The 25906-nt window shown below is 68.1% G+C and carries 25 protein-coding genes; 17 read left to right on the plus strand and 8 right to left on the minus strand.

Annotated features, from left to right (window positions below; genetic code table 11):
- Position 1 precedes the first annotated feature (1 nt).
- The 4 genes from ACYVDN_RS15750 to ACYVDN_RS15765 all read left to right on the plus strand — a co-directional run bounded on the left by ACYVDN_RS15750 (position 2) and on the right by ACYVDN_RS15765 (position 1412).
- Complete coding sequence (locus ACYVDN_RS15750) at positions 2–430, plus strand: ArsR/SmtB family transcription factor (protein WP_460573133.1); 429 nt, start codon at positions 2–4, stop codon at positions 428–430.
- Between the two features lie 105 nt (positions 431–535).
- Positions 536–634 carry a 30S ribosomal protein bS22 gene (locus ACYVDN_RS15755; protein ID WP_003792170.1) on the plus strand — a complete coding sequence of 33 codons (99 nt, stop codon included), beginning with the start codon at positions 536–538 and terminating at the stop codon, positions 632–634.
- Positions 635–716: 82 nt separating this feature from the next.
- Entirely contained in the window at positions 717–998 is a 282-nt protein-coding gene (locus ACYVDN_RS15760) for a glutaredoxin family protein (protein ID WP_460573134.1), read from the plus strand.
- A 111-nt stretch (positions 999–1109) separates the two neighbouring features.
- Complete coding sequence (locus ACYVDN_RS15765; RefSeq protein WP_460573135.1) at positions 1110–1412, plus strand: Dabb family protein; 303 nt, start codon at positions 1110–1112, stop codon at positions 1410–1412.
- 204 nt (positions 1413–1616) lie between these two features.
- Here the strand turns inward: ACYVDN_RS15765 and ACYVDN_RS15770 are convergent, their stop codons facing one another.
- The gene (locus tag ACYVDN_RS15770; protein ID WP_460573136.1) at positions 1617–2717 is read right to left on the minus strand and encodes a formylglycine-generating enzyme family protein; all 1101 of its coding nucleotides are present in this window, start codon (positions 2715–2717) and stop codon (positions 1617–1619) included.
- Between the two features lie 146 nt (positions 2718–2863).
- Between ACYVDN_RS15770 and ACYVDN_RS15775 the strand changes: the two genes are divergently transcribed.
- Positions 2864–4876, plus strand: coding sequence for a hypothetical protein (locus ACYVDN_RS15775; RefSeq protein WP_460573137.1), 2013 nt, complete (start codon positions 2864–2866; stop codon positions 4874–4876).
- Positions 4877–5008: 132 nt separating this feature from the next.
- Here ACYVDN_RS15775 and aspS read toward each other — a convergent pair whose 3' ends face one another.
- Both aspS and ACYVDN_RS15785 read right to left on the minus strand, forming a co-directional pair.
- A complete protein-coding gene (gene aspS / locus ACYVDN_RS15780; RefSeq protein ID WP_460573138.1) occupies positions 5009–6376 on the minus strand; it encodes an aspartate--tRNA ligase in 1368 nt (455 codons plus the stop codon).
- 88 nt (positions 6377–6464) lie between these two features.
- Positions 6465–7601 (minus strand): lactonase family protein, encoded by a 1137-nt coding sequence (locus ACYVDN_RS15785; RefSeq protein WP_460573139.1) that lies wholly within the window; start codon positions 7599–7601, stop codon positions 6465–6467.
- Between the two features lie 171 nt (positions 7602–7772).
- Between ACYVDN_RS15785 and ACYVDN_RS15790 the strand changes: the two genes are divergently transcribed.
- Genes ACYVDN_RS15790 through ACYVDN_RS15800 form a run of 3 tightly spaced genes read left to right on the plus strand, consistent with a single transcriptional unit; the run spans position 7773 to position 10460 of the window.
- A complete protein-coding gene (locus tag ACYVDN_RS15790; RefSeq protein ID WP_460573140.1) occupies positions 7773–8471 on the plus strand; it encodes a response regulator transcription factor in 699 nt (232 codons plus the stop codon).
- Entirely contained in the window at positions 8465–9643 is a 1179-nt protein-coding gene (locus tag ACYVDN_RS15795; protein WP_460573141.1) for a sensor histidine kinase, read from the plus strand. The genes ACYVDN_RS15790 and ACYVDN_RS15795 overlap by 7 nt, the downstream gene beginning before the upstream one ends.
- A 4-nt stretch (positions 9644–9647) precedes the next feature.
- Positions 9648–10460 carry a Rossmann-fold NAD(P)-binding domain-containing protein gene (locus ACYVDN_RS15800; RefSeq protein ID WP_460573142.1) on the plus strand — a complete coding sequence of 271 codons (813 nt, stop codon included), beginning with the start codon at positions 9648–9650 and terminating at the stop codon, positions 10458–10460.
- A gap of 13 nt (positions 10461–10473) precedes the next feature.
- On the opposite strand, the gene ACYVDN_RS15805 is transcribed toward ACYVDN_RS15800, so the two are convergent.
- Positions 10474–10872 (minus strand): MmcQ/YjbR family DNA-binding protein, encoded by a 399-nt coding sequence (locus ACYVDN_RS15805; protein WP_460573143.1) that lies wholly within the window; start codon positions 10870–10872, stop codon positions 10474–10476.
- 140 nt (positions 10873–11012) lie between these two features.
- Here ACYVDN_RS15805 and ACYVDN_RS15810 point away from each other — a divergent pair, with 140 nt between their 5' ends.
- Genes ACYVDN_RS15810 through ccsB form a run of 5 tightly spaced genes read left to right on the plus strand, consistent with a single transcriptional unit; the run spans position 11013 to position 15883 of the window.
- Positions 11013–11660 (plus strand): histidine phosphatase family protein, encoded by a 648-nt coding sequence (locus ACYVDN_RS15810; protein ID WP_460573144.1) that lies wholly within the window; start codon positions 11013–11015, stop codon positions 11658–11660.
- Positions 11657–12256, plus strand: a complete 600-nt coding sequence (locus tag ACYVDN_RS15815; protein WP_460573145.1) for a TlpA family protein disulfide reductase — start codon at positions 11657–11659, stop codon at positions 12254–12256. Before ACYVDN_RS15810 ends, ACYVDN_RS15815 begins: the two co-directional genes overlap by 4 nt.
- A 10-nt stretch (positions 12257–12266) precedes the next feature.
- Positions 12267–13022 carry a cytochrome c biogenesis CcdA family protein gene (locus tag ACYVDN_RS15820; protein ID WP_460573146.1) on the plus strand — a complete coding sequence of 252 codons (756 nt, stop codon included), beginning with the start codon at positions 12267–12269 and terminating at the stop codon, positions 13020–13022.
- Positions 13023–13068: 46 nt separating this feature from the next.
- A complete protein-coding gene (gene resB / locus ACYVDN_RS15825) occupies positions 13069–14775 on the plus strand; it encodes a cytochrome c biogenesis protein ResB (protein ID WP_460573536.1) in 1707 nt (568 codons plus the stop codon).
- A gap of 13 nt (positions 14776–14788) precedes the next feature.
- Complete coding sequence (ccsB, locus tag ACYVDN_RS15830) at positions 14789–15883, plus strand: cytochrome C assembly family protein (RefSeq protein WP_460573147.1); 1095 nt, start codon at positions 14789–14791, stop codon at positions 15881–15883.
- Positions 15884–16216: 333 nt separating this feature from the next.
- On the opposite strand, the gene ACYVDN_RS15835 is transcribed toward ccsB, so the two are convergent.
- Both ACYVDN_RS15835 and ACYVDN_RS15840 read right to left on the minus strand, forming a co-directional pair.
- Complete coding sequence (locus ACYVDN_RS15835; RefSeq protein WP_460573148.1) at positions 16217–17485, minus strand: MFS transporter; 1269 nt, start codon at positions 17483–17485, stop codon at positions 16217–16219.
- Positions 17486–17641: 156 nt separating this feature from the next.
- On the minus strand, positions 17642–18700 hold the full coding sequence (locus ACYVDN_RS15840; protein WP_460573149.1) for an o-succinylbenzoate synthase: 1059 nt from the start codon (positions 18698–18700) through the stop codon (positions 17642–17644).
- Positions 18701–18791: 91 nt separating this feature from the next.
- Between ACYVDN_RS15840 and ACYVDN_RS15845 the strand changes: the two genes are divergently transcribed.
- Both ACYVDN_RS15845 and ACYVDN_RS15850 read left to right on the plus strand, forming a co-directional pair.
- Positions 18792–20051 carry a zinc-binding metallopeptidase family protein gene (locus tag ACYVDN_RS15845; RefSeq protein ID WP_460573150.1) on the plus strand — a complete coding sequence of 420 codons (1260 nt, stop codon included), beginning with the start codon at positions 18792–18794 and terminating at the stop codon, positions 20049–20051.
- A gap of 50 nt (positions 20052–20101) precedes the next feature.
- Complete coding sequence (locus ACYVDN_RS15850) at positions 20102–21037, plus strand: 1,4-dihydroxy-2-naphthoyl-CoA synthase (protein ID WP_460573151.1); 936 nt, start codon at positions 20102–20104, stop codon at positions 21035–21037.
- A gap of 12 nt (positions 21038–21049) precedes the next feature.
- Here the strand turns inward: ACYVDN_RS15850 and ACYVDN_RS15855 are convergent, their stop codons facing one another.
- Positions 21050–22357 carry a serine hydrolase domain-containing protein gene (locus ACYVDN_RS15855; protein WP_460573152.1) on the minus strand — a complete coding sequence of 436 codons (1308 nt, stop codon included), beginning with the start codon at positions 22355–22357 and terminating at the stop codon, positions 21050–21052.
- A gap of 161 nt (positions 22358–22518) precedes the next feature.
- Here ACYVDN_RS15855 and ACYVDN_RS15860 point away from each other — a divergent pair, with 161 nt between their 5' ends.
- Both ACYVDN_RS15860 and ACYVDN_RS15865 read left to right on the plus strand, forming a co-directional pair.
- Positions 22519–23691: an AMP-binding protein gene (locus ACYVDN_RS15860; RefSeq protein WP_460573153.1), complete on the plus strand. Its 1173-nt coding sequence runs from the start codon at positions 22519–22521 to the stop codon at positions 23689–23691.
- A gap of 105 nt (positions 23692–23796) precedes the next feature.
- Positions 23797–24762: a prenyltransferase gene (locus ACYVDN_RS15865; RefSeq protein ID WP_460573154.1), complete on the plus strand. Its 966-nt coding sequence runs from the start codon at positions 23797–23799 to the stop codon at positions 24760–24762.
- A 10-nt stretch (positions 24763–24772) separates the two neighbouring features.
- Here the strand turns inward: ACYVDN_RS15865 and ACYVDN_RS15870 are convergent, their stop codons facing one another.
- Positions 24773–25855, minus strand: coding sequence for a PLL family lectin (locus ACYVDN_RS15870; RefSeq protein WP_460573155.1), 1083 nt, complete (start codon positions 25853–25855; stop codon positions 24773–24775).
- Between the last annotated feature and the right edge of the window lie 51 nt (positions 25856–25906).

Here is a 25906-nt window from a genome sequence, read left to right on the forward strand (position 1 = left end):
GATGCCGGACATCTTTGACATCGTCGCGGATGCCACACGGCGCGACATCCTTCGCGTGCTGCTCGAGGCCTCCGAGAGCTCGGAGAGCGGCGAGGTGAGCGTCTCGCAGATCGTGGGGGAGCTCGAACTCAGTCAGCCGACGGTGTCGAAGCACCTCAAGGTGCTACGCGAGGCCGATCTGGTCACGGTGCGCGAAGAGGGTCAGCACCGCTACTACCGCATCGACGTCTCCCCGCTCGACGAGATCGAGGACTGGCTGATGCCGTTCACCAGCGGCGGATTCGAGATCGAAGACATCGACGTGAGCGCCGTCACCGGCATCACGGACGAGACGAAGGACTTTGCAACGCAGGTCGGCAAGGTGTTCGCCGACACCAGCCACAGGGTCTCCAGCGTGGTCGATCGGGTGCGTCCCAAGCGTCGTCGCTGACCGCAGTGGGATGACCGCGACGGGCCACCCCTTCGCGGATGGTAGACTGGGCGATCGTGCTGCCGGGCGCCCCGCAGCATCCTGATGAACTTTTGTGAGGTCTTTGTGGGTTCCGTTATCAAGAAGCGCCGCAAGCGTATGGCGAAGAAGAAGCACCGCAAGCTGCTTCGCAAGACCCGCCACCAGCGTCGCAACAAGAAGTAAGCACTACGCACGAACGAGCGCCGGGCTGTGCCCCGGCGCTTTTTCGTACCCTCGTAGCCGCTGGTCACCGTAGGCTGAAGGCGTGCCCGACAATCAGCCGGCCCCTGCTGTTCAGCTCACGCTGATCGGCAAGCCGGGATGCCATCTCTGCGACGACGCACGCGAGGTCATCCATCGGGTGACCGAGACGCTTCCTGATGACTCACGCATCGCGATCGTCGAGCGCTCGATCCTCGACGAGCCCGAGCTCTTCGATCGCTACGCGGAGGAGATCCCCGTCGTGCTCATCGACGGCAGGCAGCACACCTACTGGCGCGTGGACCCCGATCGGCTCACGACCGCGCTGACCGCGGCACTGCGCTGACCGCACCGCGCTGACCGCACTGCGCTCTGCCGACTGCCGCGCTGTCCGGCATCACGGCATCATCACGCGTCACGGCCGATACGATCGTGGCCGGACTCTAGAGGAGGAACGATGACGCTTCGGCACATTGTGACGTGGAAGGTCGCAGGCGACACGGATGACGAGCGTGGGCGCATCAAGACGGAGCTCCGCGACAGGTTGCTCTCGCTGCCGCCGCAGATCGATGTCATCCGGTCATTCGACGTCGGGCTCAACGACGCGGGGCCTGCGGACAATTTCGACGTCGTGCTGGTCTCGGAGTTCGACGACGAGGACGGCCTGAACCGTTACGTCAACCACCCGGTTCACCAAGAGGTGGTCGCCTTCGTGCGCGCCAACACGGTGGGTCGCGCCGGGGTCGACTTCACAGTCTGAGCGCCGCCGCCCTCCCGTTCCCGCCGGTTGAGGAGCACCGCGGAGCGGCGCGTCCCTTCCGTGGGTTGAGGAGCACGGCGGAGCGGCGCGTCCCTTCCGTGGGTTGAGGAGCACCGCGGAGCGGCGCGTCTCGAAACCCGTGCCCGTGCGAGCGGTGGTTTCGAGACGCGCGCCTTCGGCGTGCTCCTCAACCAACGGTGCGACTCAGCGCGCCAGACGGAAGCCGATGTGCGTGGTCGAGGTGTCCTCGGCCTCCGGTGAGCGCGCGGCCGGGCGGTAGCGCAGGCAGTACTCCGGTGCGCAGAGGTGCGATCCACCTTTGAGGGTGCGGCGCGGCGTCAGGGAGCCGGGCTCGCGGCTCGCAGCGGCCTTGCGGGCATCCTCTTCCGTGCGGGCGGCTGACGTGGTCGCAGTCTGCGGGCGGACCGAGCCGCTGGGGCCACAGGCGCATTCGGCGTCGTGTGCGGCATCCGGGCCGTGATCGTGATCGTCGTGGTGGTCGTGACCGTGCTCGTGCAGCTGAGCGTCGTGGGCGTGCACGTGCGCGTGGGCCTCGGCGGGACCGCCGCTCACATCGAGCAGTCCGAGCGATCGCGACGCCGCGACGTCGTGACGAGGTGAGTAGTAGGTGGTCGTCCACTCCCACACATTGCCGATCATGTCGACCAGGCCGTAGCCGTTCTCCGGGAACGATCCGACCGGCGACGTGCCCACCCACCCCTCGGCCGCTGTGTTCAGGTACGGGAACTTGCCCTGCCAGCTGTTGGCCATCAGACGTCCGTCGAGCCGCAGCTCGTCACCCCACGCGTAGATCCGCCCGTCGGCGCCTCCGCGAGCCGCGTATTCCCACTCCTCTTCGGTGGGAAGGCGTCGGCCGGCCCATTCGGCGTAGGCAAGGGCATCCTCGTACGCGACCTGCACCACGGGATGACGCTCCTTGCCGTCGATCGACGACTCGGGTCCGAAGGGGTGACGCCAGCTCGCCCCGGCGCCCCACGACCACCACTGGCGCCAATCGGCCAGATTGACCGGCCCGGTCGACGGTGTGAAGACCAGTCCGCCGGGTACGAGGTCGGCGGGGTCGGCACCCGGAAAGTCCGCCGGGTCGAGCGGGCGCTCGGCGAGCGTCACGTATCCGGTGTCGGCGACGAACCGCGCGAATTGCTCGTTCGTCACGGGGTGCGCGTCGAGCTCGAAAGCCTCGACGTGAACCCGGTGCACCGGCCCCTCGTCGGCGTAGAAGCGGTCGGATCCCATCAGGTAGTCCCCGGCCGGAACGGCCACGAGGTTCGTCAGCGTGGGCATGCCTTGATCGTACGGGCGCGGCCGTCGCCGCGCGGCACTGCGTGGTCGGCGGCCGTCCCTATGCTGGATCGCATGAACCCGGATGCCCGTTCCTGCCGTGATCCCAGCACGCGGGCATCCACTGCCTGTGTCCGGTCTCGCGCGGCATGAGCGCACCGGAGACCGACGCGGAGCAGACCCCCGCTGCGCAGCTGCCGCCGTGGATGCGTCGCCCACGGGGCATCGCCGGATGGGTCGGGCTGTCGGTGCTGGTCGCGGTGGCATCCGTGGTGCTGCTCGCCGTCGGCGTGCTCGCGGTCGTGATCGCGGTCGTCGCGTGGATCGTTCGTGCCGTGGTCTGGCTGGTCATGACGGTGGTCGACTGGTGCTGGTTCGTGGTGCGGGGCCATGCGCGTCATCCGTATCCGTTCGAGCTGCGCCCGCCTATCGATCGGGATGACCGAGCCGTCGTCATGAACGACGCGTGGGTGGCCACGCTGCCTCGCGCCATCGGGCTCGCCGCGCGCACGGCGGGCTTTCTGTTCGCGCCGCTCGCGCTGCTGGCATCGCTGGTCGGCCTCGTGCTGCCGCGGTTCCGCGCACGACCGTACCTCGCGGTGTTCAACGTGCCGGGCCTCGAGGCCAAGCTCGTCGGGCTGGGCCGCAACCGCGGATACTTCGACGACGGCACCGAGGTCTCGGTCATGCCGTACGAGGAGTTTCTGCGGCGATCGTTTCCGCAGCGCGCCGACTTCCTCGAATGGTGGCGCGACCCTGAGGCGACCGGCCGATTCGAGCCGGCACTGTCTCGATGGAACACTCCGACGCACTTCGCCGGGCTGGCGCTGGGGCCGTTTCCCGACGTGCTCGGGCTGCCGGGGTTGGCGCTCACGGCCGTGCGCCGCATCCGCATCGACGGGCTGCGCGAGCTCTTCATCTCTCAACGCGAGATCGACGACCTCGGCGACCCTGACCTCGATGACCGTGCCGAGGTCGCGGTCATCCGGGTCGTCAGCATCGACGCACCAGCGCCGACGCCTGCGACCGGTGAAGCGGCGCAGCCGGATGCCCGTCCCGGCCGCCGCTGGCTCGTGCAACTCCCGAGCACGCAGACGTGGCATCCGCGGGCCGGCGTCGCGCCGAACGACCTCACCGCCGACTTCGTCGCGCTGTCGATGCACGAGACGACGCTGACGAGGGCGGCCGTCGAGGCGATGAGGCAAGCCGGCATCCGCTCAGGCGAGCCGGTCCTGGTCGCTGGGTTCAGCCTCGGCGGCATGGTGGCGACGCAGATCGCCGACGTGTCCGAACGCGAGGGCTTCACCGTGACGCACCTGGTGACCGCCGGGTCGCCGATCGGACGATACCGCCTGCCGCACACGGTGTCCGTGCTCTCGTTGGAGCACGTGCTCGACGCGGTGCCGCGGCTCGAGGGACGGGAGAACCCGATCATCGTCGAGGGCGCCGCGCCGGGCATCCCGAGCATGGTCGTCGCCGGGGATGCCGCCGAATGGCTCACCGTGAAGGCCGGTCCGCCGCTGCCGCTCGGCTACCGCATCGCCGTCACCCACCACTCGCCGAGCTACGCCGAGACGGCAGGAGCGATCGAGCAGAGCCCTCCCTCGCCTGAGGTCGCCAGGTATCTCGAGGGCATCCGCCCGTTCTTCGCCGGCGCGCAGACGATCGCGGACTACGCGGCGCAGCGCGTGGGCTTCGACATGGCGATGCCCGCCGTTCCGATCTCGTTCCGCTCCGCCGCGCAGGAAGGGGTCACCCGCGACCACGTGCGCGTCACTCTGCGGCGGGTGCCGGGCGTGATCGCTGTGGATATCTACCAGTCGCGCACCGGCTTCCCGACGACCGTCCTGTGGAGCGCGGACGTGCTCGTACGCAGCCTCAGACCGTGGTTCGAGGAGGTGGGACGCGCATCCGTCTACTCGGGGCTGATCAAGCTGCTGTCGCAGGAACGCGGCATCGGCCTCCACCTTCGACTTCAGGCGAAGCAGACCCCTGGGGTCACGTGGGAGGCGACGCTGCAGCGCATGGCGGACGGCAGGTGGCGAGAGCGCGTCGATGTGAGCTTCGACACGGATGCCGCTCGCAAGGAGTGGTCGGACCTGCTGATGCCGCACGGGTGGACATCCCACGTCACGTACTACGACGCGGCCGCCTTCGCCTGACGCCCCGCGCCTGACGCCCCGCGCCTGACGCCCGCGCCCGTCCGACCCCTACCTCTGATTGCGCCACTTGCGCTCTATTGCGCCAGTTTGGTTGGCGCAATAGAGCGCAAATGGCGCTATCGCGGGATGGTCCTACGGGGTCAGGCGGGTCGGGCCGCGGAACAGGAACGTCACCTCGCGGATCGACGCCTCGCCGAGCAGCAGCATCATCACGCGGGCCAGGCCCATGCCGAAGCCACCGTGCGGCGGGATGCCATAGCGGAAGAAGTCGAGGTACGAGTCGAGCCCTGCGAGCTCGAGTCCCTTCTTGGTTGCCTGAGCCTCGAGCACGTCGATGCGGTGCTCCCGCTGCGCGCCTGTGGTGATCTCGACCCCGTTGTAGATGAGGTCGTAGCTCTTGGTGAGCCCTGTCTCGTCATCCACCATGTGGTAGAACGGCCGGATCGACAGCGGGTAGTCGGTGAGGAACACGAAGTCGTGACCGTACGTCTCCTTGACGTAGGCGGCGATCTGGCGTTCGCCCTCGGGGTCCATGTCGCCGTCTTCGCGGGGCACCGTGTAGCCGCGGGCCTTGAGGATTTCGTGCGCCTCGGCGAGCGGGATGCGCGGGAACGGAGTCGTCGGCACCTGCACCTCGATGCCGAAGGCGGCGAGGATCTCGTCGCCGTGCTTCTCCTTGACGGCCGTGAGGCCGGCGACCATGAGTTGCTCCTGCATGGCCATGACGTCTTCGTGGGAGTCGATCCAGCTCATCTCGGCGTCGACCGAGGTGTACTCGGCCGCGTGACGCGAGGTGAACGACGGGTCGGCACGGAACACGGGCGTGATGGCGAACACCTTGCCGAACCCGGCGGCCTGTGCCATCTGCTTGAAGTGCTGCGGGCTCTGCGCCAGGTAAGCGGTGCCCATGTCGAAGTAGTCGAGCTGGAACAGCTCGGCCCTGGACTCCGCCGGCGTCGCCATGAAGCTCGGCGTGTGCACCTCGAGGAAGCCGTTGTCGATCCACCAGGTGCGCCAGGCGTGCTCGAGCGTCGTCTGCACGCGGAAGATCAGCGTGTTGCGCGGCTGACGCAGGTCGAGGAACCGGTAGTCCAGTCGCTTGTCCAGGGCGGAGTCCGCCGCGATCGGAAGCTCGGGGTGCGCGTACGTCTTCACGGTCAGCGACTCGATCTTGATCTCGATGCCGCCGAGCTTCACCCGCTCGTCGTGCTTCAGCTCGCCGGTGACGGTGATGAAGGAGCCGAGTGTGAGCGACGAGATGGTCTCGGCGACGTCATCCGTCACGCTCACGCCCACCGGGACGTCGTCAGAGGTCTCGACGACCTCCGTTGCGGGCGCCGCCGCGCGCGGGTGCACCAGCTGCACGTCGCCCGACTCGTCGCGCAGGATGACGAACTGCACCTTCTTCTGATCGCGCACCGTCTCGACCCATCCGGAGACGGTGACGGGGCCGTCTTCACGGGCGGCGAGGTTCTTGACGAGGATGCGGGAAGTCACCATGAGAGTTTAGAGCCCATCCGGTGGCGCATCACCGAAGCCGGCATCCGCCGCAGCCCTCCCTGCGGCAGATGCCGGCTTCTGTTCCGCCTCAGTTCGCGACGATGCCCTCGCCGCCCACGGCGCCAGGCACGGTGACCGAGCCGACCTTGGTGAGCGAGCCGGACGGCGCCACGCGATACTCGTCGATGTTGCCCGCCGCACCTGTCTGCACGTAGAGGAACTGACCGTCGGCGCTGGCGGCCGCGTCGACCGTTCCGGCATCGGTCGCCGTCGTACTCACCGGGGTGAGAGATCCGCCCTGGCCGACCCGGTATCCGCTGAGCGACCCGCTGCCTGCGTTGGAGGCGTACGCGTAGTTCCCGTCGATCACCAGCCAGCAGGTCGCCGCCTGCCCGGTCGCCACCACGGCGTTCTGGGTGAGTGCGCCGTCGGCGTGGACCGTGAAAGATGCCACAGAGTTCGTACCCGCCTCGGTCGCGACGATGTGCCCAGCAGCGTCGAACTGGAACCCGAAGGGCACGGTTCCCGGCAGCGGCGTCACGACGGGGCTCGTGCTCGGCCCGCGCAGCAGGCTCATCGGGTACACGTCGAACGAGCTTGTGTCGCCCTTGGTCGACACGACGAGCTTCGATCCGTCGGGCGTGAAGGCGACTTCCGCCGGAGTGCTGGTGAACTCGGGCGTCGCATTCGGATTCAGGCCGAGGTCGCGGTGCCAGGACGGCACCTCGATGAGGTGACCGCCGAGGTTCAGGTACCCCTGGATCGACCCGCCGGCGCGGGCGTTGAGCACGAAGACGCGGTTGTCGTGAACCGCGATGCTCACCGGCGCGGCGCCGCCCGAGTCGATGACCTGGCGACGGACGAGCTTGTCGCCGATCCGTGCGAAGGACGTGACGGTATTGTTCCCGGCGTTCACCGCGAACAGCGCGTCGCCGTGCTCGGCGAGAGAGCTCTGCGACGCGAGATGGTCGACGACCGATCCGGCGAGCGCGAGTCCGACGCCGCCCGTCGCGTAGACGCCGGCCTGGCGCAGCGTGCCGTCCGACAGGCGGTCGTATGCGACGACGGTGTTGCCTGCAAGACCGTCCGTCTGAGCGAAGACGGTGCCGACAGGATGAGCGTTGCCTGCGGCATTCGCCGGAGCCGCGTCGGCGGCAATGGCCCCGGTCCCCATGAGGGCGATGGCTGCAGCGGCGGCCACACCGAGTCGGGTGATCGTTTTCATGGTCTTCTCCTTCGTACGCCGCGGGTGCAGCGGCTCCGCGTGTCAGTCAAACCGCGGCGAGCATGCCGTGAGCCGAACATTTCAGACCCGTAAGGCTTTCTTTCAACGCCGTAAGGAATGGGATGTCTCATGCGGGCACCACCTCATGTGGGCACGCCTACGCTCGAACTCATGCAGAGCGGAGCCCGCGTCATGGTCGTCGAAGATGACGCAACCGTGCGCACCGTCGTCGCGGACTACCTGCGAGCGGCCGGATGCGACGTGGTGCAGCACGGCGACGGAGGTACCGCGCTCGCGGCAGTCACCGCCCGCATCCCCGATCTGCTCATCGTCGACCGCATGCTTCCCGGTCTCGACGGTGACGAGCTGTGCAGGCGGGTTCGAGCGATAAGCGACGTGCCGATCATCATGCTCACCGCGCTCGGCGGTGTGGACGATCGCATCAGCGGCCTGGAGTCGGGGGCAGACGACTATCTCGCCAAGCCGTTCTCGTTGCGCGAGCTGCAGCTGCGGGTGAACGCCCAACTGCGTCGCAGCACGGTGTCGCCGGCGCCGCTGACCTTCTCGGCAGGTCCGTTTCGAGTGGACGCCGAGCATCGCCGCGTCTGGTCGGATGATCGCGAGTTCGCGCTCACGACCCGCGAATACGAGCTGTTCCTCTACCTCGTGCGCAACCCCGGCCGCGTCATCAGCCGCGAGGAGATTCTGCGCGAGGTGTGGCAATGGGGTTTCGGGGATGCCTCCACCGTCACCGTGCACGTGCGGCGGCTGCGCGAGAAGGTCGAGCCCGACCCGCGGTATCCGAGCTTCATCCGCACGGAGTGGGGCGCCGGCTACCGCCTGGCGGTGGAGGCGGATGCACCGTGCTGAGCATCGACGCCCTGCTCCTGATCACCGTCACCACCCTGGTCGCGACCGCAGTGATCACCGTCACGACGATGGGTGTCTTGTACGGGTTGCGCCGTGCGGGCGTCGCGGCGCGATTCGCGATCGTGCTGGCTGGGGCTCTCGCGTCGATCGTGGCATCCACCATCGTCGTCGCCGCGGAGATGTACCTCTCAGACCACGACCTCACGGTGCTCGTGTGGGTGATCGTCATCTCGGCAGTGCTGTCGCTGGCCGCCGCGTGGGTGGTGACCGGAAGAATGGCCCGCATCTCGGTCGACCGGCTGGTGGGAGCGACCCGTCGGCTCGGCGAGGGCGATGTTCTCGAGACCGAATCCACGGGGCTGGCCGAGCTCGATGTCGTCTCCATCGAGCTGGCTGAGACCTCCCAACGACTGTCGGAGGCGCGCGCCGAGATCGTCGGGCTCGACGATGTACGCAAGCAGTTCTTCGCATGGATCTCGCACGACCTGCGCACGCCGCTCACCGGCATCCGCGCCATGACCGAGGCGCTCGAGGAGGGAACGGCACCCGATCCGGATGCGTACATCCGGCTCATCCGCGCCAAGTCCGACACCCTCGACCGGATGGTGGATGACCTGTTCCAACTGTCGAAGCTGCAGAGCGGCACTCTCGAGCTGCATCCCGAACCGGTCGTGCTGCTCGATCTGGTGAGCGACGCGGTCTCGGATCTGGCGCTCGTCGCGAAGGCACGGGGAATCACCATCACCGGCGAAGGCATCGAGGGGCACATGGTGTGGGCCGACCCGCGCGAGCTCACCCGTGCGATCGCCAACGTGCTGGCCAACGCCGTGCGTCACGCGCCGCCCGACAGCACCGTCGTGGTGCGGGCGGATGTCATCGACGACGACCAGCTGGTGGTGAGCGTGATCGATCAGGGCGACGGCGTCACTGCCGAGAACCTGGGCCGCATGTTCGATGTCGGATGGCGCGCCGACGCAGCGCGTACCACCGAGCGGGACCCGGGGGCAACGCCGGGTGCGGGCTTGGGTCTCGCGATCGTGCGCGGCATCGTGGAGGCGCACGGCGGCTCCGTGCACGCGCAGAGCACGGATGACGGTTTCCGTCTCGATCTCGTCCTTCCGATGAGCGAGCGTGAGGCCGCGACCGGGAGTCGGGGACACCGCCTAGCCTGACCCCATGGCTGAAGCGCGGGATCAGGCGGGAACAGACGTGGCGGGAACGGAGCTGGCGGGAACGGTCGCCCTGGTGACCGGTGCGTCGAGTGGAATCGGGGAGGCGACCGCGCGGGCGCTGGCGAGCTGCGGGGCATCCGTCGCTCTCGTGGCCCGTCGCGGCGACCGCCTGGCGCGGCTCGAGGGGGAGCTGAATGCAGATCCGGCGGTACCGGGGACGGCGGCCCTCGCTGTCGAGGCCGACATCACCGACCGGGAGCAGGCGCGTGATGCTGTGGCCCGCACGGTCGCGGAGTTCGGAAGGCTGGACATCCTGGTGAACAACGCCGGCGTGATGCTGCTCGGCCCGATCGAGGATGCCCCGATCGACGAGTGGGACAGGATGCTCGACCTCAACCTTCGCGCGCTCCTCTCGGTGACCGAGGCCGCTCTCCCGCACCTGCTCGAGGCCGCCGAGAAGGCCCCACGACGCGTCGCGGACCTGGTGAACATCTCGTCGACGGCCGGACGTCAGGTGAAGCGTGGATCCGCCGTGTACAACCTCACGAAGCATGGCGTCGGCGCATTCAGCGAGTCGTTCCGGCAGGAATTCAGCCGCCGTCACGTGCGCGTCGGCATCGTCGAGCCGGGCGCGGTCGCCACCGAGCTGCGTGATCACCTCCGGCCGGAGGTGCGCGAGGCTCAGGCCAAGCGGATGGCGACGATGGAGGCCTTGCAGGCCTCCGACATCGCAGAGGCCATCCGATTCATGGTCACGAGGCCGCGCCACATGATGGTCAACGAGCTCCTGGTGCGTCCCACGGAGCAGGACGACTGAGGTCGCACAGCCCTCACCCCTCCCGGGCGGCCGCCCACTCCTTCACTGCGGCGCGGGGCGCGGCCGCGAGCCAGGCATCCGTCACGATCTCCTCGAGGCGTTCCAGCGACACGGCGTCCAGCCAGACCAGCACTGCGGGGTAGCCGTCGAAGTGCGGCGTCGTGAAGAACACCGACGGATCGGATGACACGAGCGCGAACTTCGTCGCCTCGTCATCCACCTTGGCGCCGAGCACGGGACCCGGCTGCTCGGAGAGCTCGAGATGAGCGAGGTCGGCACCACGAAGCGGGCGCTCCCACACGAACCCCTTGCCGTGCACCCGCCAGAAGGCATTGCCGCGACTGATGGTCTCTTCAGTGTCGGGCAGCGCGAGCGCGAGGCGGCGCACGTCATCCCAGGTTGCTTCGGCCATCATCGATCTCCCGTGGAGTCGTCGCGGATGCCCGCACTCTACGCCGACCCTGCGACGGTGCGCGCGGCTGTGCGAGAGCCGCCCGCCGCCTGCCCAGCCGCTCAGGTAATTCACCAGTCGTCGCTCCGTAGACTGGCATGGTGGCAGCATCCCAAGTGCATCTCGTTCGCCACGGCGAGGTGCACAATCCCGACGGCATCCTCTATGGCAGGATGCCCGGCTTCCAGCTCTCCGATCTCGGTCGTCGCATGGCGCAGGCCGCCGCAGACGACCTCGTCGCGCGCAAGCGCCCCATCACCGCGGTGATCGCGTCGCCGCTGCAGCGCACGCAGGAGTCGGCTGCACCGATCGCCGCCGCATTCGGGCACGAGATCGAGACGGATGCCCGCCTCATCGAACCCAGCAACCACTTCGAAGGAACGGTGATGTCGCGCGCCCTGCGCAACCCGGTCAACTGGCCGTGGCTCGTGAACCCGCTGCGCCCGAGCTGGGGCGAGGCGTACCGCTCCATCGAGGAGCGCATGATGGCCGCCGTGAACGCCGCGTTCGACAGGCTCGATGCGCAGGATGACGGAGCAGACCTCGCCCTCGTGAGTCACCAGCTCCCGATCTGGGTCGCCCACCTCTCCGTCGCGGGGGAGCGCTTCGTGCACGACCCGCGCGACCGCCGCTGCTCCCTGTCGAGCATCACCTCCTACGAACGCCGCGACGGACGCCTTGTCGAGGTCGGCTACAGCGATCCCGCAGCCTCGTTCGCCGCGAATTCCACCGACGTGGGGGCCGTGTGAAGCACCGCATCCTGTTCGCCACCGCCGCTGCGCTCGCCGTCGGCGCCCTGCTCGCAGGCTGCGCCAATGACGAGCTCGCCAAGCAGTACACGTCGGGCGTCGACAAGAACTACATCGCGGCATCCAGCGGTGTCACCGAGGTCAAGGCCGATCAGCGCGGCAAACCCGTCGAGTTCTCCGGCAAGACCGAGGACGGAACGACGGTCTCCTCGAAGGCCGACCTCGGCGACGTCATCGTCGTGAACTTCTGGTACGCGGGATGCCCGCCGTGCCGTGCCGAGGCATCCGACCTTCAGAAGATCGCGGCCCAGTACAAGGGCAAGGGCGTCGACTTCATCGGCGTCAACACGCGGGACGACAGCGCCACCACGCAGGCGTTCGACAGTACGTTCGGCGTGACCTACCCTTCGATCCTCGATGCGGATGGCGGCGCCGTGCAGCTCGCGTTCAGCGGCTCCATGCGCCCGAACGCCACCCCGACGACCTTCGTCATCGACAAGCAGGGACGCATCGCGGCCCGCATCGCCGGTGACATCGCCGCGCAGCCATCCACTCTCACGACGCTGATCGACAGCGCTCTCGCCGAGAGCAAGTGACGGGCGGCTGATGGGAATCGGGAACTTCGTGGTGTCGGCGCCGCTGCTGCTGACTGTGCCGGTCGCACTGCTGGCGGGCCTCATCTCGTTCGCATCGCCGTGCATCCTGCCGCTCGTGCCCGGCTATCTCGCGTACATCGGCGGGTTCACCGACGGACGGTCCGCAGCCGGCGACGGTGACCGAGGCGGGCAGCGCCGACTGGTGCTCGGGGTGGCGCTCTTCGTGCTCGGGTTCGCAGCAGTGTTCGTGCTCAGCGGGTTCGTGTTCGGCGCGCTCGGATTCTGGATGATCCAGTGGCGCGACCTCATCACACGCATCGCCGGCGTCATCCTGATCCTTCTCGGCCTGGTCTTCGTCGGACAGTTCACATTCCTGCAGCGCACCTTCAAGCCGCAGTGGCGACCCATCACGGGTCTCGCCGGCGCCCCCTTGCTCGGCATCATCTTCGCGATCGGCTGGAGCCCGTGCACCGGTCCGACGCTCGTGGCGATCGAGTCGATGAGCTACTCGAGCGGGTCCGCCTGGCAGGGTGCCGTTCTCGCCCTGTCCTACGCACTCGGCCTCGGCGTTCCGTTCGTGCTGATCGCGCTCGGCCTCGGCTGGGCATCCGGCGCTGTGGCGTTCCTCCGCAGGCATATCCGCATCATCAACATCGTGGGCGGCGTGCTGCTCATCGCGATCGGCGTGCTCATGGTCGTCGGCCTCTGGAACCAGTGGATCATCGCCCTCGCGGGGGTGATCCCGAGCTTTGGAACAGCACTCTGACTCGACGACGGTGGACTCGGCAGCGACGGTGGACTCAGCGACGACGGTGAAGGAATCCGCGCGCGCCGCGCGCATCGACGCCCGACCTGACGGTCACGTCGACACCGACGACCTCGCGCCCGACAACGGTGGGGACGGCGGCGGGATCGGCCAGCCGAAGCTCGGCATCGTCGGGTGGCTGCGCTGGATCTGGCGCCAGCTCACCAGCATGCGCACCGCGCTGTTCCTCTTGCTGCTGCTCGCCGTTGCGGCGGTGCCGGGCTCCCTCGTGCCCCAGCACACCAGCGACCCGAACGGCGTTGTGCAATACCAGCAGTCGCACCCGACGCTGTACCCGATCCTCGACAAGCTGCAGGTCTTCGACACCTACACCTCGGTGTGGTTCTCGGCCATCTACCTGCTCTTGTTCGTCTCGCTCGTCGGCTGCGTGGTGCCCCGCATCAAACACCACCTCGAGGCGATGCGGGCCGCACCCCCGCGCACTCCTGCGAGGCTGCAGCGCATGGCGGGTTTCCGCGTGCGAGTTCTGCAGGGTGCATCCGCCAACGGTTCGTCGGTGGATGCCGGAGCCGCACGTCATGCTGCCGTGACGGCCGCGCAGAAGCTGCTCAAGTCATCCGGCTACCGCACCGTCGTGTTCGAGAACGTGCGGGATGCCTCGGTGTCCGCCGAACGCGGATACCTGCGCGAGACCGGCAACATCGTGTTCCACGCGGCGCTCGTCGGCATCCTGCTCGCGGTCGGCGTCGGCGGAGGCTTCGGCTACACCGGGCAACGCATCGTGGTGGATGGCCAGTCGTTCGTGAACACGCTCGTGAACTACGACTCGTTCAACCCGGGCCGGTTCGTGAACACCAGCTCGCTGACGCCGTACTCCCTGACGCTGAACGGCCTCGACGTCACGTACGTGACGAACAACAAGAACGCGATCGGCGCCCCGAGCGACTACACCGCGCACGTCACGACGACGCAAGACGGCCGGTCGAGCAAGCAGACCATCAAGGTCAATTCGCCGCTCGGCATCGGTGGCACCAATGTCTACCTGCTCGGCAACGGGTACGCCCCCGTGCTGACCGTTCGTGATGCGGATGGCAAGGTGGTGTTCCACGAGGCGACGCCGTTCCCCTCCCAGAACGCGAACATGATGTCGCAGGGCGTCATCAAGGTGCCGGACGGGCTGAAGCAGCAGCTCGGCATCATCGGGCTGTTCTATCCGACGGCAACGAAGCTGTCGTCCGGCGCGCTGGCGTCCACGTTCCCCGGCACCCGCAACCCGGTCATCGACCTCTCCGTGTACTCGGGGGACCTCGGCCTCGACAAGGGCGTTCCGGTCTCCGTCTACACGCTCGACATCGACAAGCTGAAGGAGATCGCGGGCCCGGGGGTCAAGACCAAGGGCCTTCAGCTCAAGCCGGGCGAGACCGCGCAGCTTCCGAACGGGCTCGGGTCGGTGACGTTCGACGGTGTGCAGCGGTTCGCGAGCCTCGACATCCATCACGATCCGACGCAGGGCTGGGTGCTGCTCTTCGCGATCCTCGTGCTCGGTGGACTTCTCACCTCTTTGTTCGTCCCACGGCGCAGGCTGTGGGTGAAGGCCGTGACCGAGCCGGACGGCTCGCTGCGGCTGGAATACGCGGGGCTCGCCAGAGGCGAAGACCCCCGGTTGGCGGATGCCGTTGCATCGTTCTCCGACCGACACATCGCCCGGCTGACCGGGCGGTCCACCGGGTCGACCGACCATTCGACGACGTAGGATTCATCACATCGTGTTCGATACCTTCTCGCAGATCTTCATCTATGTGGCCATGGGCCTCTACGCGGCCGCGTTCATCTTCTTCGCGCTCGACCTTGCGCGCCGTAGTGCGCGTGCCACCATCCCCGCATCCGTGCCGAGCGCGGTGTCGCGTCGCTCCGCCGGCGCCGAAGACGTCGTCTTCGTCGAGGCGGGTGCTGCCCGTGCGGATGCCTCGGCAACGACGACGGCTACTCTCACCGCAGAGGGCGGGTCGGCATCCGGCTCGGACAGCGGCGACCGCAACGGCACCATCTCGCGCCTGAGCTCTCGCATCGAAGACGACGTGCACGGCGACCGCATCACCTCGACCAGCCTGCGCGTGGCCATGGTGCTCGCGATCGTCGGCTGGAGCTTCGAGTTCCTCGCCGACGTATTCCGCGGCATCGCCGCAGGGCGTGTGCCGTGGGCCAACATGTGGGAGTTCTCGATGACGGGCACCGTCGTCATCGTCGGCATCTTCCTGCTGGCCAACCTGCGCTTCGACGTGCGCTACCTCGGCACGTTCGTGATGGGCCTGGTCTGCGTTCTGCTGATGATCGCCACGACGCAGTACTACGTGCCTGTCGTGCCGTTGCCCCCTGCGCTGCAGTCGTACTGGCTGGTCATCCACATTCTTGTCGCCATTCTCGGAACGGCGTTCTTCGCCCTCGGGTTCGCGTTGTCGGTGGCGCAGCTGCTGCAGGTCAGGCGCGAGACCCAGGTGGCTCAGGACAAGCCGACGCAGTTCCGCTTCCTTGCCACGCTGCCGAAGGCCGACACGCTCGAGGCCCTCGCCTACCGCGTCAACATCGTCGGTTTTATCTTCTGGACGTTCACGCTCATCGCCGGCGCCATCTGGGCCGAGAAGGCATGGGGTCGCTACTGGGGCTGGGACACCAAAGAGGTCTGGACCTTCATCATCTGGGTCATCTACGCCGGGTACATCCACGCGCGTGCGACCCGTGGATGGCGGGGGAGCCGTTCAGCGTGGCTGGCGATCATCGGCTTCAGCGCCGTGATGTTCAACTTCGGCGTCGTGAACGTGTTCTTCCACGGCCTGCACTCCTACAGCGGCCTCACCTCGTAGCAGGCGCGGCCCGCGTCCCCTCACCGTCGGTTGAGAAGCTCGAGGCGTAGCCGTGCGCACCCTTCTGTGGGTTGAGGAGCTCGCGGCGTAGCCGCGCGAGTCTTGCGTGGGTTGAGGAGCTCGCGGCATGGCCGCGCGTACCTTCCGTGGGTTGAGGAGCTCGCGGCGTAGCCGCGCGCGTCTCGAAACCCGCCCAGCGATGACAGTCGGGTTTCGAGACGCTCCGCTTCGCGGTGCTCCTCAACCCACGGTGGACGCTCCGCTTCGCGGTGCTCCTCAACCCACGGTGGACGCGCCGCTTCGCGGTGCTCCTCAACCCACGGATGCGACGCGCTACTCGGCGACGGGGGTCGGGCGGGTCGCCGCCTCGACGCGCTCGACGACGACCGCCTTGGGCCGCCCCGCGACGACCGCGACGATGATCGTGGCGAAAGCGAGCACCAGCAGCACCGGGCCGACGAGGTCGAGGCCCTTTGCCAGGCCGAGCTCCGTCGCGAGGATGCCGAGGCCGACCGACGTGATCACCTGGCCGAGGTACGCGTACAGGTAGGCCATCGAGAGAGTGCCCGCCCTGTGGTGCGAGGCGGCATTCGCGGCGATTAGGCCGAGGCCGCCGAGGAACAGCAGTCCGCTCGCACCGCCGAAGAGCAGCGATGCCGCAATGAAGAGTGCGAGCGACGACATGTAGGCGCTGCCGACGAGGGCGATGACCGTCAGGCCTCCGAGCACGCCGCCGACGATCGTCGACGTGCGGGGCGGCAGTCGACGCAGCGCGATCGACACGACGCCGCTCACTGCCGCGCCGATTGCCAGCACGATTCCCGCGATCAGGGCGTTGTCGGTGTGCAGCACGTCCTTGACGATCTGGGCACCGAGCGAGATGAACACCGAGCCGACCGCGAAGCTCAGTGTGATTGCGAGAGCGGCGGTGGCGAGGATGCCCCGGATCGCACGCGGCACGTGGATCGGGCGAGGCCGCCAGGGGGCGAGGCTCTCGTCGCGCACGTGGCCCGGCAGGAAGATCGCGGTGGCGCCGACCAGCACGACGACGCCGAGCAGAACCCAGAACGTGAGCGCACGAGGCACCGGGCCGTACTCCACGAGCGCGCCGCCCACGACGGTGGCGAGCGTGAGACCGATCGCGATCGCGACGGTGTTCACTGTGCTCGCACGCTTTCCGCTGCGGTCGAGGTCGACCAGCGCCGCGCCCGCCGGGCTCAGCGAGAGGCCGACGCCGAGACCCTGGAAGAAGCGGCCGACGAAGAGCCACTCGACGTTCGGGGCAAGGGCGAAGACGAGCACGCCGATGAAGATCGACGAGAGCCCGAGCAGGATCGAGGTGCGCCTGCCGATGTGGTCCGAAAGGTCGCCGAAGAGCAGCAACGCGACGATCAGCACGAGCGGGTAGACGGCGAACACCGATGTCGTGACGGCCGGAGGAAGGTCCCAGATGCGCTCGTAGAGCGGGTAGACCATCGCGGGGGAGCCGCTGGCCCAGAGGGCGACCACGATCACAGCGGCGGCCGTCCAGAAGGCGAATCGCGTGCGACGACGTGTCAGCGCTGAGCCGGTGGTCTCCAGGTGCTGCTCTGTCGTCGTCATGCGCTCGTCCTTTCACCGGACGAACCCCACGCTCGCCCTATCGGCGGCGCCCTTGCCGTGCATCAGGACAACCGCGCGAGCGGCGTAGCCATTCCCGCGCTGGAGCTAAAAGTGAAGGCCCGGTGGGCCTTCACCGCGACGCCAGCGCCGAGGCAGCTACGCTGCGTCGGTCCCGGACCGAGATAGCACCTCGTAGCAGCGCTCGACGCGCGCGATCCACCAGGCGCGACGTTCCGCGTCCGCGGCGTGCTCCGCCAGCAGGGTCTCGTCGGCCTCGATGCGGCGCACGGGGATCGCACCGTCCACAGGCTTGAGCGGCTCGCGCGTGACATCCGCCCCGAGCAGCGCAGCGGTGCCCAGCCCGCAGTCGTAGTCGAGGCTCGGCACGGATGCCGCGAGCATCGCCCCCATCGCGAGCCCCACCGATGTGTCGATCGCGCTGGAGACCACCACCGGCAGTCCGGCGAGCGAGATGATCTCGAGCGCGGCACGGATGCCCCCGAGGGGCTGTGCTTTCACGATGAGCACGTCCGCCGCGCCCGCCCGCGCCACCGCCAGCGGGTCGGATGCCTTGCGCACGCTCTCGTCGGCGGCGATCGGGATGCCCATGTATCTCACGCGCTTGCGAACCTCGGCCAGCTCATCGACGGTGGCGCTGGGCTGCTCGACGTACTCGAGGTCGTAAGCACTGAGGGCGTGGATGGCGTGCTCGGCCTCATCGACGTTCCACAGCCCGTTCGCGTCGACCCTGATGCGCCCCTCGGGGCCGAGCGCATCGCGCACCGCGGCCACGCGTGCCACGTCATCCGCGAGCCGCTGGCCGGGTTCGGCGACCTTCACCTTCGCGGTGCGGCATCCGGGGAATCTGGCCAGCACTGATGCCACGTCACCGGCGGGAACGGACGGCACGGTCGCGTTCACCCGGATCGCTCCGCGCAGCGGCCCGGCATCCCGGATGGTCCCGGACACGCGGGCGGGCACGGGGTCATCGCCCCAGCCGAAGTCGAGCGCTGCGGCGAGCCACGCGGACGCCTCCTCGTCGCCGTACTCCACGAACGGCGAGAACTCGGTCCATCCGCGGGGACCTCGGGTGAGGAACGCCTCCCGCACCGTGATGCCACGGAACTTCGTCACCATCGGCAGAGAGACGACGTGCGCCTCGGCGAGCACGTCTTCGAGCGGAGGCAGGTCGGCGGCGGGGAGTTGCGCAGGCATCCCCTCAGTGTGGCACCGGCGGGCGGTCCGCCGGGAGAGACTAGGGTCTGTGCGTCACGACGGATGTGGCGACATCCGTTGAGGAGGACCGATGGCTCTGGATCTCGAGTCGCTGTACACCGATCTGCACAGGCATCCTGAACTGTCGTACCAGGAGCATCGAACGGCGAAGATCGCCGCGGACGGCCTGCGCTCGTTCGGCATCGACGTCGTCGAGGGGATCGCCGGAACCGGCCTTGCGGGCGTCCTGTCGAACGGCGACGGCCCTGTTGTGCTGCTGCGCGCCGACATGGATGCCCTTCCCGTGGCGGAAGACACCGGCCTGGAGTATGCGAGCACCGAGCGCGGCACCGACCCCGAAGGTCACGACGTGCCGGTCATGCACGCCTGCGGACACGACGTGCACGTCACGTGCCTGCTCGGTGCGGCCGAGGCGCTCGCGGGGTCGACATCGGAGTGGAGCGGGACCGTCGTGTTCCTCTTCCAGCCTGCCGAAGAGCTCGGTTCCGGCGCCAACCAGATGATCGCTGACGGCCTGTACGACCGGGTTCCGAAGCCCGATATCGTGCTCGGGCAGCACGTCGCACCTGCACCGGCGGGCGTCGTCGGCGTGCACGCCGGACCTGCGTTCGCCGCGACGGACGACGTGATGATCACCCTGCACGGGGAGGGCGGCCACGGCTCACGGCCGGAGTCCACGATCGACCCTGTCGTGATGGCCGCCGCGACGGTGATGCGCCTGCAGACGATCGTGTCGCGCGAGGTGGCGGGCGGCGAGACCGCCGTCGTCACGGTCGGCACCCTTCACGCAGGCACGAAGATCAACATCATTCCGCCGGATGCCACGCTGGGCATCAACATCCGCACCTACGACACCGACGTGCGCGACCGGGTGATCGCCGCGATCACCCGCATCGCGAACGGCGAGGCTGCGACGTCCGGTGCGCTGCGGTCGCCGGACGTCGAGCTCACCGACTCCTTCCCCGTGCTGCACAACGACGAGGCGGCGACGGAGCGCACGCTCGGCGCCTTCCGCGCGGCCTTCGGCGACCAGCGCGTGATCGATCCAGGACGCGTCACGGGCAGCGAAGACGTCGGATCGCTGGCGACGGCCATCGGAGTCCCGATCGTCTACTGGCTCCTCGGCGGTCTTGACCCGCAGCTCTTCACGAAGGCGCTCGCCAACGGAACGACCGACTCCGATATCCCGTCCAACCACTCCCCGCACTTCGCCCCGCTCATCCACCCGACCCTCGAGACGGGCGTGCAGGCTCTGGTCGTCGCGGCCCGGGAGTGGTTGGGAGCCTCCTATGGCGGCGCCGCCTCTCGGGAGCTCAATCGGCATGGTTGACGCAAGCGAGCTCCCGTCACCAGACCTCGATCGCTCCTAGGCTTGAAGCTATGTCTCAGCAGGTTTCGGAACTGTTCGACGCGGCCGAGTGGATGCAGGCACCGGCCGGCGAGGCGTTCACCGACATCACCTACCACCTCTCGAACGACGCCCGCATCGCCCGCGTGGCGTTCAACCGCCCAGAGGTGCGCAACGCGTTTCGGCCGCACACCGTAGACGAGCTGTACGTGGCGCTCGACGACGCGCGGCAGAACCCGAGGGTCGGTGTCGTGCTGCTCACGGGCAACGGGCCGAGCCCGAAGGATGGCGGCTGGGCGTTCTGCTCGGGCGGTGACCAGCGCATCCGTGGCCGTGACGGCTACAAGTACGCCGAGAGCGAGTCCGATCCCGGGGGGCGAGTAGCGAGCGACGAAGGAGCACGCGTATCGAGACCAGGGCGCTTGCACATCCTCGAGGTCCAGCGGCTCATCCGCTTCATGCCGAAGCCCGTGATCGCGGTCGTTCCCGGCTGGGCTGCCGGCGGCGGACACTCGCTGCACGTCGTCTGCGATCTTACGATCGCCAGCGCGGAGCACGGCAGGTTCAAGCAGACGGATGCCGACGTCGGGTCCTTCGACGGCGGCTACGGCAGCGCGTATTTCGCCAGGCAGATCGGGCAGAAGTTCGCGCGCGAGGTGTTCTTCCTCGCCCAGGAGTACTCGGCGCAGCGCGCGTACGAGATGGGGGCCGTGAACGCGGTGGTGCCGCACGCCGAGCTGGAATCGACGGCCATCGAGTGGGCCCGTACCATCCTGACGAAGTCGCCGACGGCCATCCGCATGCTCAAGTTCGCGTTCAATGCTGTGGATGACGGAATGGTCGGCCAGCAGGTGTTCGCCGGCGAGGCAACGCGGCTCGCCTACGGCACCGATGAGGCCGTCGAGGGACGGGACTCATTCCTCGAGAAGCGCGACCCGGACTGGTCCTCGTTCCCCTGGCAGTACTGAGGCGGATGACCGCTATTTCGTAGGCGGCGCATCGCTCGGCGCCAGCACCGCGCCGAGCTGCCTGAACAGAGTGTCCGCCGCATTCGGGTAGTTGCCTTCAGAGTCGAACGCGCCGGGCAGGTAGGTGGTCGCGACAGCGATCGCGAGCTTCTGCGACGGAAGGTAGGCCTCGGTGGCGGCGTAGCCGCTGAGCTGCGGATTCTGCAGCATCCAGTCGCCCGAGCGCACCACGCCGAGACCGTAGTTGTATGCGGTTCGCTGCGTGAAGCACGAGCCACCGCAGACCGGAAGGTGGGTTCCGAACCCGATCAGCTTCGGGTCGGTCATCTCGTGAAAGCTCGACTTCGACAGCAGGTCGCCCGTGCCGATCGCGACAGCGGTCGTGGTCATGTCGGTGATGTCCGTCGTCTCGGCGGCACCGATCGGGGTGCCCCAGGCCGGATTCCAGTACGTGGCCTCCTCATAGAACGACGCCGTGGCCGGAACGCCCAGCGCGACCCTGCGCTCCGAGCTGAAGGCGTGGAGGACCGGGCCTTCCGGATAGGAGGCGGTCGAGGATCCCACGGTGTGCGTGAGTCCCATCGGCTTCAGCACCTTCTGCTCCAGCAACTGGTCGAGGGGCTTGCCGCCCACCATCTGCAGGATGTGCCCGAGGATCATGAAGTTGGTGTGGGAGTAACTCCAGTTGGTGCCCGGAGCGAACTGCATCGGACGCTGGAACGCGTACTTCAGACGCTCGTCGAACGTGAACAGGTGGAACGGATTGGCGTTGTACGCGGCCATCCACGCCGGATCGGTCACGAAGTCCGGGTAACCGGTGGTCTGGTTGGTCAGCATGCGGAGTGTGACGGTGGAGGCATCAGGAAGAGAGGGCATCCACTTGTCGACGGTGTCGTCCAGCGCAACCTTGTGCTCGTCGACGTACTGCAGCAGCAGATTGCTCACGTACTCGAACGCGACGGCACCGTTGCGGAACTGCATGTCGGTCGTGGCCGGCACACCCGTCATGGAGTCGCCGAAGGCCTGCATGGCGACGGTCTTGCCGCCGATCGTGACGCGTACGATGACCGCTTTCAGATTCTGCTCGGCCATGGCCTTGCGCACGACCGTCGCGACCTGTTTCGCCTGACTCGTGGTCGTCACATCGCCGGACGAAGAGGCCGCCGCCGGCCCGGACGTCTCAGTGCTGTGCGGTGACTTCGGTGTGGCGTCGGTCGCCGTGCACGCGGCGAGCAGCAAAGCGGCGACGACCCCGACTGCCGTCGCGACGAGAGCCATCCGTCGGCGACGCGACGGGTGATTGCGATTCTGATCCGCCATGGTGCCTCACTCCGCTCAGACACAGATCGGCACACCAGAAGGGATGCCGCGCGCTGCCTCACACTAAGCGGTGCGGATGTCGAACGTCAGGTATCCGGGAGCCCCCACTACAGGGGAGGAACGCGCCGCGGCCCAGGGCGACACGACGATAGCGTTGAACCATGAGTCGCCAGCTGGTCGCCATCGACGCGGGCGATCCCCACGCCGTCTACCGCGCGCTTCACGACGCGTTGACCGGTGACGGGCCCGCGGTACTGCCACGACAGCACGGGTCGGCCGTTGCTGCGACGGCGGACGTCGGCCTCGTTCCGCGCAGCGTCGCGCTCGTCGTGGAGACGTCCGGCTCGACCGGCATCCCGAAGAGGGTCGCCCTGAGCGCCGATGCATTGCTGGCCAGTGCGGCGGCATCCGCGGGCGCGATCGGCGGCCAGGAGCCCGCAGTTGCGCGATGGCTCCTCGCTCTGCCTGCTCACTACATCGCCGGGGCGAACGTGCTGGTGCGCTCCATCGCAGCCGGCACCGAGCCGGTCATCCTGCCACCAGGGCATTTCGACCCGATCGCCTTCCGCGACGCCGCGGCGGCTCTCGATGCCGATCTGCGGTTCACGTCCCTCGTTCCTGTGCAGCTCGCGCGTCTGTTGGACGTCGGCAGGTCAGTCCTCGACGTGCTGCGCCGGTTCGACGCCATCCTGATCGGCGGGCAGGCACTGCAACCCGAGCTGCGCGAGCGCGCCATCGACGCAGGCTTGCGCATCGTGCGCACCTACGGATCGAGCGAGACGGGCGGCGGATGCGTCTACGACGGCGTCCCGATCGGCCCGGTGCACGCGCGCGAACTAGAAGGGCGCATCGAGCTCGCCGGCCCGGTACTTGCTGAGGGCTATCTCGGAGCGGATGGCACGATCGACCGAGACCGTACGGATGCCTCGTTCCACACCGCAGGCGGCGTGCGTTGGTACCGCACGGGCGACCTCGGGACTGTCGACGCCGACGGGCGGGTGCGCGTCACCGGCCGGGCCGACAACGTGATCATTTCGGGCGGCGAGAAGGTGTCGCTCGACGCGGTGCAGGCATCCGTTCGGCGCCAGCGGGGGATGACCGAGTCCGTCGTCGTCGCGACCACGAGCGACGAATGGGGACAGGTGCCGATCGTGGTCGTCGAGGGCGAGCCGGTCGTTTCACTCGCCGAGCTGCGCACCGCCGTGCAGGCCGAGCTCGGCCACGCCGCGGCCCCTGTGGGCATCGTGTCCGTAGAGCGGATGCCGCTGCTGGCCTCCGGCAAGCCCGATCGCGTCGCCCTTGCGCGGTTGGCCGCAGACCGGAAGCACTCGTAGCCCCGCTGGTCGAGTAGCGCCGACCGGAGGGCGTGCCTTCGGCGCGCTGCTCGACCAGCGGAGTTTTGCGACGCACCCTAACGGCCATCACTAAGATGCCCCCTTGTGAGTAGCACGAATAAGAGGACGCCGAAGTCGAAGCGCAAGGGCGGTCACCCGGCCGGCAGACCCGGCGCAGTGGAGCCGGCACGCTTCGGTGACTGGGTCGGCGGCGCACGGCTGCGCACCCTTCCGCTGGCCGTCGCACCCGTGCTCGTCGGAACCGGAGCAGCCGTCGACGCCAGCGACCCCGGCGTCTTCCACTGGATCCGCGCCATCCTCTGCCTCGCCGTCGCGCTGTGCCTGCAGATCGGCGTCAACTACGCCAACGACTACTCGGACGGCATTCGCGGAACGGATGCCTACCGCGTCGGCCCGAGCCGCCTCACCGGCTCAGGCAAGGCCAAGCCCCGCGTTGTGCTCGGTGTCGCCCTGATCTTCTTCGGGCTCGCCGCCATCGCGGGGATCCTGCTCGTGGTCGCGTCGGAGCAGTGGTGGCTGCTGATCGTGGGCGCGGCGGCCATCGCCGCGGCCTGGTTCTACACCGGGGGCAGGCATCCCTACGGCTATTACGGCCTCGGCGAGCTCTTCGTCTTCGTGTTCTTCGGTCTGGTCGCGACCGCGGGAACCATGTTCGTTCAGGTACTCAACGTCTCGCAGGTCGCGTGGCTCAGTGCCGTCGCCGTCGGCCTGTTCGCCTGCGCTGTTCTGGTCGTCAACAACCTTCGCGACATCGACGTGGATCGTCAGGCGGGCAAGCGCACGCTCACGGTGCTGATCGGACGCACCTGGTCGCGTGTGATCTTCGTGGTCTTCGTAATCGTGCCGTTCCTGATCCTCGCGGCGATCAGCCTGATCTACACACTCGGGTGGCTGGGCTTCTTCACGCTCATCGCCGCGCTGCCCGCCGTGGTCATCGTGCTCTTCGGCCGCACCCCCAGGGAGCTCATCCTCGCCCTGCAGCTCACCTCGATCAGCGCGCTCGTCTTCGCGGCAGTCCTGGGCGCAGCACTGGCCTGGTCACCGCTGTGAAGCCTGCAGATCACGGGAGCCAATATAGCTCGACGACCTGACGGTCGTCGTCGACGAAGATCACGTGCTGGGTGTCATCCGGCATCACGTACGCCGCCAGGTTGCTGCGTGCGTTGAGCACGCCCGTGCGGGCGGTGAGGTCGGTGGGATGCCAGCCGCCGTCATCCTGCCAGTACTCGTGGACGTGCCCGTCCACGCCCACGTAGTCCACGTGCAGCGTTCCCTCTGACGGGTAGAGGTACCCGGTCGGCACGGTCCCTGCGCTGGGCGCGATGCCGCCGACCGTCGCGGTGAGGTCGGCGTCGTGCCACGTGCCGCTCCAGGTCAGCTGGTGCAGATGACCGTCTGAGGCGGTGTACGACACGACCTGCACGAAGCCGGGATCGTTGGCGAACCCGAACGGCATGCCGGTCGCCTGAACGCGCGCCCCCGAGGTGAGCGTGAGGTCGTTGTGCTGGAAGCCGCCCGACGGGCCCTTCCAGAGCTCGTGCACATGACCGTCGCCGCCCGCGTACAGCAGGTGGTGGGTGCGCTGCGCGGTGAACCCGTACGCCGTCGGCGGCAGCATGGGATGCGTGTCCGCCATGTACGGGGTGAGGTCGCTGTCCAGCCATCCGAAGTCCTCCTCCATGTCGAGGAAGCGCAACGTGGTGCCCGCACGGTAGACGATGTGCTGGCCGGCTTCGAAGCTGTAGCCGAACGGCTGGTCGACCAGCCGGTGCTGCCCGTCGGTGAGCTGGTGGTGGTTCTTGTCGTCATCCCACCAGATCTCCTGCACGCGTCCGTCAGGGCCGACGCCCGGTTGCAGTCCCTGGTAGACGACGTGCTGGGTGGCGCCTCCCGGCTGGTCAGGGTAGACGTATCCGCTCGGCACGCCGTCGATCAGCGTCGCGCCCGCCTGCGAGGTGAGGTCGTTGTGGTGCCAGTGGTCGTCGAACCACAGCTCGTGAACGTGACCGTCGCCGGCGCCGTCGCCGAACCCCTGGTAGACGACGTGCTGGGTTCTCTGCTGCGTGAACGCGTACGCCGACGGGCTGAAGATCGCGGGCGGCGCCCCGGTTCGTGAAGTCAGGTTGTTGCTCATCCAGGTCATGACGCCACCTCCGTGCACCGGACTCCGACCGGCATCCGTCTGCGGGCAGGC

It is taken from the genome of Humibacter soli, from assembly GCF_054779035.1.